At 68.9% G+C, this 12,183-nt stretch carries 12 protein-coding genes and 2 pseudogenes; 7 read left to right on the top strand and 7 right to left on the bottom strand.

Annotated features, from left to right (window positions below; all coding sequences use genetic code 11):
* The first annotated feature begins 64 nt into the window (after nt 1–64).
* The 3 genes and pseudogenes from RKD20_RS01315 (at nt 65) to pntB (ending at nt 4,817) form a co-directional block, all read left to right on the top strand.
* A pseudogene (locus RKD20_RS01315) lies at nt 65–1,206 on the top strand (PucR family transcriptional regulator).
* A gap of 581 nt (nt 1,207–1,787) precedes the next feature.
* Complete coding sequence (locus RKD20_RS01310; protein ID WP_424875977.1) at nt 1,788–3,344, top strand: Re/Si-specific NAD(P)(+) transhydrogenase subunit alpha; 1,557 nt, start codon at nt 1,788–1,790, stop codon at nt 3,342–3,344.
* Nucleotides 3,345–3,350: 6 nt separating this feature from the next.
* Nucleotides 3,351–4,817, top strand: coding sequence for a Re/Si-specific NAD(P)(+) transhydrogenase subunit beta (gene pntB, locus RKD20_RS01305; RefSeq protein ID WP_424875976.1), 1,467 nt, complete (start codon nt 3,351–3,353; stop codon nt 4,815–4,817).
* A 128-nt stretch (nt 4,818–4,945) separates the two neighbouring features.
* Here the strand turns inward: pntB and RKD20_RS01300 are convergent, their stop codons facing one another.
* Nucleotides 4,946–5,224 carry a WhiB family transcriptional regulator gene (locus tag RKD20_RS01300; RefSeq protein ID WP_424875975.1) on the bottom strand — a complete coding sequence of 93 codons (279 nt, stop codon included), beginning with the start codon at nt 5,222–5,224 and terminating at the stop codon, nt 4,946–4,948.
* 271 nt (nt 5,225–5,495) lie between these two features.
* Here RKD20_RS01300 and RKD20_RS01295 point away from each other — a divergent pair, with 271 nt between their 5' ends.
* On the top strand, nt 5,496–5,666 hold the full coding sequence (locus tag RKD20_RS01295; RefSeq protein ID WP_057613752.1) for a hypothetical protein: 171 nt from the start codon (nt 5,496–5,498) through the stop codon (nt 5,664–5,666).
* Nucleotides 5,667–5,756: 90 nt separating this feature from the next.
* Here RKD20_RS01295 and RKD20_RS01290 read toward each other — a convergent pair whose 3' ends face one another.
* Entirely contained in the window at nt 5,757–6,248 is a 492-nt protein-coding gene (locus RKD20_RS01290; protein WP_424875974.1) for a hemerythrin domain-containing protein, read from the bottom strand.
* A gap of 188 nt (nt 6,249–6,436) precedes the next feature.
* On the opposite strand from RKD20_RS01290, the pseudogene RKD20_RS01285 reads away from it, so the two are divergent.
* Nucleotides 6,437–6,901 (top strand): annotated as a pseudogene (locus RKD20_RS01285) (transposase); the annotation flags it as partial.
* 174 nt (nt 6,902–7,075) lie between these two features.
* On the opposite strand, the gene RKD20_RS01280 reads toward RKD20_RS01285, so the two are convergent.
* From RKD20_RS01280 to RKD20_RS01270, 3 genes are all read right to left on the bottom strand, one after another.
* Nucleotides 7,076–8,008, bottom strand: a complete 933-nt coding sequence (locus tag RKD20_RS01280; RefSeq protein WP_424875973.1) for an aldo/keto reductase — start codon at nt 8,006–8,008, stop codon at nt 7,076–7,078.
* The gene (locus tag RKD20_RS01275; protein ID WP_424875972.1) at nt 8,005–8,376 is read right to left on the bottom strand and encodes a hypothetical protein; all 372 of its coding nucleotides are present in this window, start codon (nt 8,374–8,376) and stop codon (nt 8,005–8,007) included. Before RKD20_RS01275 ends, RKD20_RS01280 begins: the two co-directional genes overlap by 4 nt.
* Before the next feature lie 293 nt (nt 8,377–8,669).
* Entirely contained in the window at nt 8,670–9,014 is a 345-nt protein-coding gene (locus RKD20_RS01270; protein WP_424875971.1) for a hypothetical protein, read from the bottom strand.
* Nucleotides 9,015–9,320: 306 nt separating this feature from the next.
* On the opposite strand from RKD20_RS01270, the gene RKD20_RS01265 reads away from it, so the two are divergent.
* Nucleotides 9,321–9,584, top strand: a complete 264-nt coding sequence (locus RKD20_RS01265) for a hypothetical protein (RefSeq protein WP_424875970.1) — start codon at nt 9,321–9,323, stop codon at nt 9,582–9,584.
* A gap of 140 nt (nt 9,585–9,724) precedes the next feature.
* Here the strand turns inward: RKD20_RS01265 and RKD20_RS01260 are convergent, their stop codons facing one another.
* Both RKD20_RS01260 and RKD20_RS01255 read right to left on the bottom strand, forming a co-directional pair.
* Entirely contained in the window at nt 9,725–10,012 is a 288-nt protein-coding gene (locus RKD20_RS01260) for an SHOCT domain-containing protein (protein ID WP_424875969.1), read from the bottom strand.
* A 35-nt stretch (nt 10,013–10,047) separates the two neighbouring features.
* Nucleotides 10,048–10,491, bottom strand: coding sequence for a DUF6325 family protein (locus tag RKD20_RS01255; protein ID WP_424875968.1), 444 nt, complete (start codon nt 10,489–10,491; stop codon nt 10,048–10,050).
* A gap of 195 nt (nt 10,492–10,686) precedes the next feature.
* On the opposite strand from RKD20_RS01255, the gene RKD20_RS01250 reads away from it, so the two are divergent.
* Complete coding sequence (locus tag RKD20_RS01250) at nt 10,687–12,054, top strand: hypothetical protein (protein WP_424875967.1); 1,368 nt, start codon at nt 10,687–10,689, stop codon at nt 12,052–12,054.
* Nucleotides 12,055–12,183 lie beyond the last annotated feature (129 nt).

Here is a 12,183-nt window from a genome sequence, read left to right as displayed (position 1 = left end):
GGCGTAAAGTCCTGACCGCAGGACGTAAATCTGGTCGGCTGAATTGTTCGCAGGGAACAAAACCATGAGCCATGCAATCCAGAGGGCCAGCGAACTGGCCCTGGACGAGACGACGGTCACTGTCCTTCGGACCTCGCTGAAGGCCACCGCGGACGAGATCGTCCAGGCGATCATCGACGAGGTCCCTCCCTACGCCAATGCCCTGTCGGGTCGTATGGGCGGCACCATCCGCCGGGCCGTGCGTACCGCCCTGGGGCACTACCTGGACCTGGCGAGCGGGACCGCCACGGGCGGTGACGCCGGTGACGCGGCTTATGAGCTGGGTCGTGGCGAGGTGCGTGACGGCCGTTCGATGGACGCCCTGCTCAGCGCCTACCGCGTCGGTGCCCGCGTGGCCTGGCGATGCCTGGCGGCGGGTGCCGTACCCGCGGGTCTGCCCGCCGCCGAGGTCGCCAAGTTCGCCGAGCTGACCTTCGCCTACATCGACGAGCTCTCCGCCGCGAGCGCCGCGGGCCACGCCGACGAACTGGCCGCCCAGGGCCGGGCCCACGAGCGCCACCTGGAACACCTGGCCCGCGACCTTCTCGCCGGCGCGAGCCCGGATGTACTGCTGGTCTCCGCGCAACGGGCCGGATGGCAGCCTCCCGTCTCGCTGACCGCGGTCCTGCTGCCCGCCGCCCAGGCCCGGCCCGCCTACCGCACGCTCGACCCGACCACCCTCGTCGTCGACGATCAGCCGGACGCCACCGGCGTGCTGCTCGTCCCCGACGCCGACCGCCCACATCTGTTGCGGCAGCTGACCGATCGCAGCGCCGTGGTCGGCCCGGCCCGGCCATGGACGCGCGCGTCCGCCTCGTACGCCCGAGCCGCCCGCGCGCGCGCTCCCTCTCCGCCGACATCCGCGACACGGAGGACCACCTGCCCGAGCTGGTGCTGAGCGCCGACGTGGACGCGTTCGCAGATCTGCGTGCCCGGGCGCTCGCACCGTTGCGGACCTTGCCGGTCGCGACCGCACGGCGACTGGAGGAGACGTTGCGGGCGTGGCTGTTGCACCAGGGCAGGCGGGAAGAGGTGGCGGCGGCGTTGTTCGTCCACCCCCAGACAGTCCGGTACCGCATGTCGCAGCTGAGGGAGCTGTTTCCGGATCTCGCATCGCCGGACCGGGTCCTTGAACTGACGCTGGCGGTCGGTCCTCGGGTCGGCTGACGAGTACTTCGACCGTCCGCGACCGCCTCCGCGAGCGGTCCGGGAATCGTGCGTCGTTCTCGGCGTCATCAGCCGGCCGGTGTCGCTGCGGGCGCGGCCGGCTTCCAGTCCCTGGCTCGGGGCTGCGCGAGCTCGTTGCCGCTCAGTGTCGGTGCTGGAGGGCTGTTGGGCGGCGTGGAGGCAGGCGGTGATGGCGGGGCCTTCCTGAGCGGTGGCCCGGGAGAGTGCCGGGACGGTGCGCAGGATGCGGGGAGCCGGCCGCGGTACGGCGACGCCTGCGTGCTCCTGGGCGAGATCGGCGGATGGGAAGGCGATGCCCGCACCGGTGGAGACGAGCCGGTCGTCGCCGGTTGCCGGATCGTCGGACCAGCCACCGGGGCTGGGCACAGCAGCCCTCGCTTCACGTCGACTCCCGTCTTCCCTTCGGCAGCGCGGGGCGAAGCGCATCGCCGCCACGTGCTCTACGCGCTGTCGGCCGTGCTCGACCGACGGGTTAGGTACCGGCGATCACGGGGCAGGACGTCGTAACCCACGCACCGCAGATCTCCCTTTCGCACCTCCTTTGACGAGAGATACAGGACATGTCTGCTGAAGAAAGCGCGCACCATCCTCCTCGCCGCGTCGGCGTCGTCGCCGAGTCCGTCTCCGGAGAGACACGGGTCGCGGCGACCCCGGCGACGGCACGGCTGCTGCTCGGCCTCGGCTACGAGGTCGTCGTCGAGTCCGGGGCCGGAGAGGCCTCGGGCTTCGACGACCAGGCGTACGCCGACGTCGGCGCGGGGATCGCCGAGGCCTGGGAGGCGGACGTCGTCCTGAAGGTGAACGCCCCCACCGAGGCCGAGATCCGCCGGTTGCGCAGGGGCGCGGTCGTGGTCGCCCTGCTGGCCCCGGCGCAGAATCCCGAGTTGCTCCAGGCGCTCGCCGATGCCGGGGTGACGGCCCTGGCGCTCGACGCCGTGCCGCGCATCTCGCGGGCCCAGTCGATGGACGTGCTGTCCTCGATGGCGAACATCGCCGGTTATCGCGCGGTCATCGAGGCCGCGCACGTCTTCGGACGGTTCTTCACCGGTCAGGTCACCGCGGCGGGCAAGGTGCCGCCGGCGAAGGTACTGGTGGCCGGCGCGGGCGTGGCCGGTCTCGCGGCGATCGGCGCCGCCTCCAGCCTCGGGGCGATCGTGCGCGCCACCGACCCCCGCCCGGAGGTCGCGGACCAGGTTGCGTCGCTGGGCGGCGAGTACCTGCCGGTGAACGCCGTGCAGGAGGCGAGCACCGACGGCTATGCCAAGGCGACCTCCGCCGACTACGACCGCGCCGCCGCCGAGCTCTACCACGAGCAGGCCGGGGACGTGGACATCGTCATCACCACGGCGCTGATCCCGGGGCGGCCCGCGCCGCGGCTGCTGACGGCCGAGGACGTGGCCGTGATGAGGCCCGGAAGCGTCATCGTCGACATGGCCGCCGCGATGGGCGGTAACGTCGAGGGCACCGTGCCGGGCCGGATCGTGGTGACCGACAACGGCGTGACCCTCATCGGCTACACCGACCTGGCCTCCCGGCTTCCGGCCCAGGCCTCGCAGCTGTTCGGCACGAACCTGGTGAACCTGCTGAAACTGCTGACCCCTGGCAAGGACGGGCAGCTGACGATCGACTTCGACGACGTCGTGCAGCGGGCGGTGACCGTGGTGCGGGAAGGTGAGGTCACCTGGCCGCCGCCCCCCGTCGCGGTCTCGGCCGCACCGGCCGCCCCGCCCGCGGCCGCACCCGAGGCGCCCGCACCGCACCAGTCGGGACTGACGACCGCCCGGCGCTTCGGCCTGATCGGGCTCGGAATGCTCGCGATGTTCCTGCTCGTGGCCTTTGCTCCGGCCCAACTCGCCGGCAACTTCACGGTGTTCGCACTGGCGGTCGTGATCGGCTACTACGTCATCGGCAAGGTGCACCACGCACTGCACACCCCGTTGATGTCGGTGACCAACGCGATCTCCGGGATCGTCGTGATCGGCGCCCTGCTGCAGATCGGCCACGAGAGCCGGATCGTCACCACGCTGTCCGTCGTGGCGATCCTGCTGACGAGCGTCAACATCTTCGGAGGTTTCGCCGTCACCCGCCGCATGCTGTCCATGTTCTCGAAAGGCTGAGTCGAGATGACTTCTTTGACGGCTTCCCACGCGGCCGACCTGGTCGCCGCCCTGCTGTTCATCCTCAGCCTGGCCGGTCTGTCCCAGCACCGCACCTCCCGTGCCGGCGTCGTCTACGGCATCGCCGGCATGACTCTCGCCCTGGTGGCCACCGTAGTCGTCGCCTCGCGCAGCATCAGCGCCGGAGCGGTCGTGCTGATCGTGCTGGCCATGGCGCTCGGTGCGGCGGTGGGCCTGTGGCGGGCCCGGCGCGTCGAGATGACGCAGATGCCCGAACTCATCGCCGTCCTGCACAGCTTCGTCGGCCTGGCCGCGGTGCTGGTGGGCTGGAACAGCTACCTGGAGGTGGAGTCCCACGGCGCGGCGCAGGACCTGATCGGTGCCGACCTGCTGGGCATCCACCACGCCGAGGTGTTCATCGGCCTCTTCATCGGCGCGGTCACCTTCACCGGCTCGATCGTCGCGTTCCTGAAGCTGTCGGCGCGCATCAAGTCCCGGCCGCTGATGCTGCCGGGCAAGAACGCCCTGAACGTCGGGGCGCTCGTGGCGTTCGTCGCGCTGACCGTGTGGTTCACGATCAGTCCCAACCTGCCCCTGATGATCACGGTGACCGCGCTGGCCATGGCGCTCGGCTGGCACCTGGTCGCTTCCATCGGCGGCGGCGACATGCCCGTCGTCGTCTCCATGCTGAACAGTTACTCGGGCTGGGCGGCGGCCGCGGCCGGGTTCCTTCTCGACAACAACCTGCTCATCGTCACCGGCGCGCTGGTGGGCTCCTCCGGCGCCTACCTGTCGTACATCATGTGCAAGGCGATGAACCGCTCATTCCTCTCCGTCATCGCGGGCGGTTTCGGTATCGAGGCGCCATCCGGCGGCGCGGAGGAGCAGGGGGAGCACCGTGAGGTGCGGGCCGCGGAGGTGGCCGAGATGCTCGCTCAGGCCCGCTCGGTGATCATCGCTCCCGGCTACGGCATGGCCGTCGCGCAGGCCCAGCATCCCGTCGCGGAGCTGACGCGGCAGTTGCGCGGGCGGGGCGTCGAGGTTCGCTTCGGCGTCCATCCCGTCGCCGGGCGCCTGCCCGGTCATATGAACGTGCTGCTGGCCGAGGCGAAGGTGCCCTACGACATCGTCCTGGAGATGGACGAGATCAACGACGACTTCGGCGGCACCTCGGTCGTGCTGGTCATCGGCGCGAACGACACCGTCAACCCGGCCGCGACCGATGACCCGGCGAGCCCGATCGCCGGGATGCCGGTGCTGCGGGTCTGGGAGGCCGAGCAGGTCGTCGTCTTCAAGCGCTCCATGGCCTCCGGTTACGCGGGTGTGCAGAACCCCCTTTTCTTCCGGGAGAACAGCAGCATGCTGTTCGGCGACGCCAAACAGAGCGTGGAGGAGATCCTGCGCGCACTGGAGTCCGACAGCCGACGCGACGCGGCGCCGATGGTACGGCAGCCGAAGGTGCCCAGTCGCTGACGGGCGGTTCCTCGCGTTCGCAGGAGCGCGGAGGTGCGGGAAACCGACCGGGGAGGCCCGGTGCTTCGGGACCGGGCCCTGCGGTACCGCCCTTGCCGGTGCCCGCACCTCACGCTCGCGGACCCCGCTCAGGCGGACCCAGACGTTCGTTCACTGAGGAGGGCGCCGCGGATCGCTCTACGCTGGCTCGCGGTCGTATCGCCCCAGACGCCGTCCGTCTCACCGTGGCGGACGGCCCAGTCACGGCAGGCGACCAGCACCGGGCACCGGCGGCACACGGCCCGGGCACGCGCCGTCGCGGTGTCCGTCTCCATCAGAGGGAAGAACAGTTCGGGATCCTCGCCGACGCACAGCGCCCGGAGACGCCAGGCGGAACGACGACTGTCGATCGAGGGTGTACGAGCCATACCGCACCTCCGCGGTCCGTCCAGGGCACAGGTGTGAACGCGGCTTGGGAGCCGCGGTCCCGGCAGAGGTGTTCTGCATCTTATGCCTCACGACCGGAAGAAGGCCATAGCTGACCGACGAAGAGCAGACCCCCATATTCCCGGGAGAACACCGACTGCAACTACATCTCGGAACTGGTCCGAATTCCCGCGAGCGGAGGAGAGAAACCAGGGGAATCCGCTGTGTTTTCTTGCATTCGCCGGGCATCAGGAGCGACGGAGGTTGATAACTATGGTTCCCCTGCTTGTCGTGCTTCTGCTGGCTCTGATCCTCTTCGGCGCGGGTTTCGCGCTGAAGGCACTGTGGTGGCTCGCCGTCATCGTGCTGGTCGTCTGGCTGCTGGGCTTCGTCATGCGCTCCGCCGGCACAGGCGGCCGCAAGGGCCGCTGGTATCGCTGGTAACCCGCCAAGCAACAGCATGTCTGTGGGCCCCTGATGCCTCAGGGGCCCACAGAAATGTTCCGGATCAGGGGAGGTGGCTACGGAATGCGGTCAGGAACCGACGATGCTGCGCACATTGTCGACAGCGCCACAGCCTGCCTTCAGCTGACGCTCGCGCTCTGCCATGAACGCCTCGCCCAGTTCCTCGCGGCGCTCCATGGCCACGTTCTCGCGCGCTCCGTTCAGGATGGTGCGCTCCTCCTCGTCGGCGTGATGCGTGACCGCCTGCACGAGTTCTTCGAGCTTCTCGTCCCACTCCTCGGAGCCGACCTCATCGACTTCCAGGAGTTCCAGGAGCGCCTTGTTGCCCTCCTCGTGCTCCTCCTCGCCGTGTTCCACCTCATCGTCGTCGATCTTCTTGTAGCGCTTGAGGGCGGGATACACCTTCGCTTCTTCCGCCAGGGCGTGGGCGATCAGCAGATCGGAGAATTCCCGAAGGGCTGCAGCCCGGTCGGCTTCGACGCTGCGCATCAGGTGAAAGAGATCCTCCATCTTCCTGTGGTCCTGGAGAATGAGTTCAACCACGTCTCGTGTCTGCGCCATGGGGGTAGGCATCACTTTCGTGCGGGGGACCTTGCAGGAATCCAGCTACCCCGTCCTGCGGTGTTCAGCAGCACAACCTGATTCGCGGGATCAGCGCTGCAGTGCTTCGGTGGGCTGGGTACGTGCCGCTCTCCAGGCCGGGTACAGCCCCGCCAGCAGGCCGGCCGCCCGGCCGACCACCGGGGCCGGGCATGCGGCTGATCGTCCGCAAGGAACGCCCGGTGCCCCGGCGCCCAGTTGCGCTTCACCGACCCCGAGGGCAACCGACTCACCTGCTTCGCGACCAACACCAAAGGCAGCCCGCTCGCCGACCTCGAACTGCGTCACCGCAGGCGGGCCCGCTGCGAGGACCGCATCCGAGGCGCCCGCGCCACCGGCCTGCGCAATCTGCCCCTGCACGACACGGCACAGAACCGGATCTGGCTGGAGATCGTCTCCCTCGCACTCGACCCCCCGCCGGGATGCCGATGCTCGCCCTGACCGGCGATGCCCGCCGCTGGGAACCCAAGAAGCTCCGACTGCGGCTGCTCTCCGCCGCCGCGCAACTCGTGGACACCGGCCGCCGCCGGCTCCGCCTGCCCGCCCGATGGCCCTGGACCGCCGTCATCAGCCGCGTGATCGTCAGGCTCCACGCCCCGCCGAACCCCGGCTGACCAGTCACATCGATCGTCCCCGACGACCCGCACCACCACACACCGTGAAGTGGAACCCGGCGCCCATCCGACGCGAGAGCCGGACCCTCGCCCTGCCCCAACCCCGAAAAGACCGCACCACACAAAGGCAGAGTCCCCGTCAGCGAACCGACGAGGACTCATGAACGATCGAGGCTAGGGCACTTTGTATCCGGCGGCGCGGAACAGTTCGTACCATTCGGATCGGGTGAGCGGGATGTCCGAACCGAGTGCGGCGGCCGTGACGCGTTCTGGCGTGGTCGTTCCGAGCACGACCTGCATCTGCGCGGGATGACGGGTGATCCAGGCGACCGCGATCGCCTCGGCCGGGACAGCGTATTTGTCGCTCAGCCGGTCGATCACTGCGTTCAACTCGGGGAAGCGTTCGGAACCGAGGAACGGGCCGTCGAAGAACCCTGCCTGGAAAGGCGACCACGCCTGAATGGTGATGTCGTGCAGGCGGCAGTAGTCGACGATTCCGTCATCACGTACGACCGACTGATCGAGGCCCTGCATGTTCGCGGCGACGCCCTGCGCGATCATCGGGGCGTGAGTGATCGACAGCTGCAGCTGGTTCGCCACGATGGGTTGCGTCACGTACTTGCGCAGCAGGTCGAGTTGTCGGGGGGTCTGGTTGGAGACGCCGAAGGCACGTACTTTGCCTGCCGCCGACAGCTCGTCGAAGGCTCGGGCTACCTCCTCCGGCTCGACGAGAGCGTCGGGACGGTGCAGCAGCAGGATGTCGAGATAGTCCGTGCCCAGGGCCTGGAGCGAACCGTTCACGGACTCGACGATGTGGTCATGAGAGAAGTCGAAGTACGGCCCGTCCTTGACGATGCCGGCCTTCGACTGAATGACGAACTGCTCACGCTCCGAGGAGCTGAGCTTCATGGCCTCAGCGAACCGCCGCTCGCAACCGTGGTCGTCCGAGCCGTAGACGTCGGCGTGGTCGAGGAACGTGATGCCGGTCTCGCGCGCAGTGTTCACGAGCCTGCGCACCGCCTCGTCGGTCATGTCCTGGATGCGCATCAGTCCGAGGACGACGTTGGGAACCACCATGTCGGTGCCGGGCAGGGTGAAGGTTTTCATGTGACTCTTTCGCTGTGACTTGAACGTTTGGAGTCGCGGTTGCTTGCGGAGCGCGAGGCCCCGGGGGTCGGGACGGCGACGGGCGCGAGCTCCCGAGCGTGCGTGACTCGGTGGACACCGGTGCCCGTCTCGTCGGCGGCCTGCTGGATCGCTCTGTGACGTTCTGCGAGGCCCATCGCGTTCGCGATATCGCCGAGCGGCCGCAAAGGGAGGAAGGCGAGGCCCAGCTTGGCGCAGTGCTCGAGTTCTCCCCGGCTGGAGCGGAAGGCGGGCGAGGACAGGTCCTGCACCGACACGAGCCGACCGCCGGGCAATGCGCTTGAAAGGGCGCCCGTCATGACGACGCCCTCGTCGAGCAACTCCCGCAAGGCACCAACCGGGACGGCGGGGTCGGACGGTGGAACTGGTAGGGATCGATCACAGACACGGTCCGGCCACTGAGGATGCGATGCTGCATGCGTTTCCTCCTCCCGGACACGTTGGCGAGTGCGCGGTGCACTGTGACGTCGCGTGCTCACTCTAGAAATGGCCGATCTGGAAATCCAACAGCTGTTGGTTCTGATATTGAGAACTGCGGGATGTAAATGCATTGGCGCCAGACGGCGTGCGTGCCTGCGAACGCTGAGTGCGCGACTGCCGTAGCGGCGGCTCCTGCGCGCCCTCACCCGACAATGTCGCCCTGGTAGGGGTTCGTGACAGCGAGTGCGGTGGCGGAAGGAGTGCCGGGCTCGGCGTGGTGGACGACGAGGAGCAGCCCGTCGGATCCTGTGACAGCCAGTTTTTCGCGGCGCGGATGCAGTTCACCGACCCGTGGGTGCCGCAAGCGGGTGGTGACTCCTTCCCAGCGGCGGACATCGTGACGGGCCCACAGACGACGAAACCGTTCGCTTTTCAGGCTCAGCTCGCCGATGAGCTGCGTCAGGCGCGGGTCATCCGTGTCGGCACCGGCTGGGCGCGCAGCTGCGCGACCACACCGGCCTGAGTCGTCCGGAACACCGCGGCGCACAGGACTTCCCCCTCAGCAAGGAGTACGCCATGATCCTCCGAATCCTCAACACCAATCCGGTCGGTTCGATCCAGGTCACCAGGGCCGCACTGCCGCATCTGCGGGGCAGCACGGAGGACGCATCATTCAGATCTCCACGTACGGCGCGGCCAGGCCACGAGTCCCGGCGCCTGCATGTACCACGCCGCCAAGTGGGCATCGACGGATTCGTGGAATCCACCGCCAAGGACGTCGCCCCGTTCGGAATCGGCGTCACCATCGTCGAGCCGGGAAGCGCGCACCGAGTTCCGCTACGGCAGCCTCCAGATGGCAACCCCGCTGCCCGAGTACGACGACACCCCGGCCGCCATGACCCGCGCAGCGCAGGACCGCAGTCGGCCGTCCCTCGGCGACCCGGCGCTGATGGCCACCCGCATCATCGACAGCGTGGAGCAGACCCCCGCCCCGCTGCGACTGGTCCTGTGCAGCGACTCCTACCGGATCCTCCAAGCAGCCCCGTCCGAGCGGCTGGCCGAGATCGAGGCCGAGCGTGATACGGCAGGTCTGACGGACATCACCGACGCCGCCTGACCAGTGGCGTGGCTGACCTGCTCGCCCCTGCCTGCAGTACCCGGCTCGGCCGCTCCAGTGGGTGGAGCAGCGCCGCCTCCTGGGCAATGGTGTGCCGCTGTCGCGGCACAGGTGGCTCCCCTGTGCCGCCGCAACGCCGATCACGCCTCCAGGAGCCTGCGCTTCTGCTCCTCGAACTCGGCCTCGGTGAGCACACCTTGGGTCTTCAGCTCGCCGAGCTGCTTCAGCTGTTCGATCTTGGCGGTCATGTCGGGGGGCGGAGGAGCCGCCGGCGGTTCGGCGTAGGACGCCGATGGGGGCGGGGGCGCCTGGGAAGCCTCCTGGGCCGCCCATCGTCCCTGTTGTCGGCGGTTCACCCGGTTCGACACGGCGGTCGCCGTTCCGGCGACGACGGCGGTGCGCGCGACCCCGCGGAGGAGACCTGGCATGACTGTTTCCCTTCGGTCTGGCCGTTGTGTTCAGCTCAGCCGGCGCTCTCGGTCGCGTCGAGGGCTGCGACGAGCGCGGGCACCGGGATCCGTCCGGAGGCGACCATCCGGGCCCCGCCCCGGCGCAGGGCGGCGGCGAAGGGTGCGGCCCACCGGTTCTCGTAGAGCAGGATGCCTGCGGAACAGCCGGGTTCCAGCGCCTTGGCGGCTTCGTCGATGTCGTCCTGGCCGAGGAGTCCTGACGAGGCTCCCTCGAATACGGCGAGGTCGAGGTGGCCGTCGCCGGTGAAGTCGGTGATCTCCATGCCGGTCACCGATCCGTCCTCGTCCTTCTTGACGAACACCAGGTCCAGGATCCGGATGAGTCCCTGGTCCACGAGATCGACGAGGATGGGGAGGCCCTCGCCCGTCATCCGGTTACCGGGGAACTCGACGACCAGATAGTCGATGGGGCCCACGTCTTCGAATTCGTCGCTCACGGCGTCACCTCTGGTGCTCGTGGCTGTCTTCCCCTGCATGGCTTTCGCCCCCGGAGCACCCCTGACACATCGTCCCCCAGAGCTCCTCTGACCCAATTGCAGCACCGGAGCGTGACCCTCGCACCTCGGTGCGGCGTTCACCCGTCCGGCTCACCCGGGTCGCGCGTTCCACGGCGGACATCTGTGCTGGTCACCATGAGCTCTAGCGGTGACGAACAGCTCTCGGCCAAGGAGCGCGGTGAACTGGCCGAACTGCGGCAGCGGGTCCATGCCCTGGAGGGCGCCAGGCCGCGCCGTGCGGCGCGGCACCACCCGCTCCGGTCGCTCGGCTCGGTCCTGCTGATCCTTCTCGCCGCACTGCTGGCGATGCTGTCCGTCGTCGCGGTGTGGGCGAACAGCATCGTCCAGGACACGGACCGCTACGTGGCGACCGTCGGCCCGCTGGCGAGCGACCCGGATGTGCAGAAGGCGGCCACCAACCGGATCACCGCCGCCGTACTGGCCCAGGTCGATGTGGACGCGCTGGTCAAACAGCTCACCGACGCGGCCTCGGCGAAGGGTGTGCCACCGCAGGCGGCCAAGCTGATCGGCAACCTGGACGGCCCGATCGAGAGCGGGCTGAAGCAGGTGGTCAGCGGCACGGTGGAGCGGGTGGTCACCAGCAATGCCTTCGAGAAGGTCTGGGTGAACGGCAACCGCAGGGCGCACGCGGCGCTGGAGAAGGCCCTGACCGGCCAGGCCGACGGCACGGTCAAGGTGGAGAACAACCAGGTCGTCATCGACCTGGGCCCGATCGTCGCCGAGGTCAAGGACCAGCTGGTCGCCGCCGGCTTCACGCCCGCCGCCAAGATTCCGGCCGTCCACACGAACTTCGTGGTGTTCCAGTCGAAGGACCTCGGCAAGATCAGGTCCTATGTGAGAGTGCTGGAGATCCTCGGGGGCTGGCTGCCGGTCATCGCGCTGCTGATCGCGGCCGCGGGGGTATACACGGCGTTCAACCGCCGGCACGCCCTGATCGGGGCTGCCCTGGCGGTGTTCGCCGCCATGCTGATCCTCGGCATCGGTCTCACCGTTTTCCGCGACGTCTACCTCAATCATCTGCCGTCCGGCGTCTCCGAAGCCGCCGCGGGATCCGTGTACGACGCCCTGGTCAAGTTCCTGCGGGCCGGTATCCGTGCCCTCGCAGCGGTCGCCCTGTTCACCGCGATCGGTGCCTTCTTCGCCGGGCCGTCCCGGATCGCCGTCGTCACTCGCACGGGCTGCCGCAGGAGTATCGGCGCCCTGCGCGACGTGACGACCTCGGCGGGCCTTCGGCTCGGGGCGGTCGGGCGATTCGTCCATCGCTTCAAGCGCTGGATCGGAGTGGTCATCCTGGTGGTCGCGGCGATCGTTCTGTTCACCTGGACCTACCCCACCACGGCGGTCGTGGTGTGGACGGCGGTGATCACGTTGGTGGCCTTCGCGATCCGCGAGTTCCTGGACTACGACGGCTCCACCCCGCCCTCCACCCCGCCCTCCACCCCGTCCTCCGGCGCGGACGCCGGGGCCGCCGCCGCGCACTGACTCGGCTCGCCGGGTGCCTCCTCGGGGGATACGTTGAATGCGGGAAGCCCGTGAACCGCCGTCCCGCAGGCACAAGGACCGCGAGCACGGCGAGGACGGAGCACGCTCCGAGACCGGCGCCCGGTTGCG

This window comes from Streptomyces sp. SLBN-8D4 (assembly GCF_049739545.1).
GTDB lineage: Bacteria > Actinomycetota > Actinomycetes > Streptomycetales > Streptomycetaceae > Streptomyces > Streptomyces canus_C.
Note: the sequence above shows the minus strand (reverse complement) of the source record. Positions and strands in the feature narration are given on the sequence as shown.

What these genes read in the sequence shown, in the direction of transcription:
- RKD20_RS01250 (WP_424875967.1), top strand. Translation starts at nt 10,687, where the DNA reads ATGAGCTCTAGCGGTGACGAACAGCTCTCGGCCAAGGAGCGCGGTGAA.
- RKD20_RS01310 (WP_424875977.1), top strand. Translation starts at nt 1,788, where the DNA reads ATGTCTGCTGAAGAAAGCGCGCACCATCCTCCTCGCCGCGTCGGCGTC.
- RKD20_RS01295 (WP_057613752.1), top strand. Translation starts at nt 5,496, where the DNA reads ATGGTTCCCCTGCTTGTCGTGCTTCTGCTGGCTCTGATCCTCTTCGGC.
- RKD20_RS01260 (WP_424875969.1), bottom strand. Translation starts at nt 10,012, where the DNA reads ATGCCAGGTCTCCTCCGCGGGGTCGCGCGCACCGCCGTCGTCGCCGGA.
- RKD20_RS01265 (WP_424875970.1), top strand. Translation starts at nt 9,321, where the DNA reads ATGGCAACCCCGCTGCCCGAGTACGACGACACCCCGGCCGCCATGACC.
- RKD20_RS01290 (WP_424875974.1), bottom strand. Translation starts at nt 6,248, where the DNA reads ATGGCGCAGACACGAGACGTGGTTGAACTCATTCTCCAGGACCACAGG.
- RKD20_RS01280 (WP_424875973.1), bottom strand. Translation starts at nt 8,008, where the DNA reads ATGAAAACCTTCACCCTGCCCGGCACCGACATGGTGGTTCCCAACGTC.
- RKD20_RS01300 (WP_424875975.1), bottom strand. Translation starts at nt 5,224, where the DNA reads ATGGCTCGTACACCCTCGATCGACAGTCGTCGTTCCGCCTGGCGTCTC.
- pntB (WP_424875976.1), top strand. Translation starts at nt 3,351, where the DNA reads ATGACTTCTTTGACGGCTTCCCACGCGGCCGACCTGGTCGCCGCCCTG.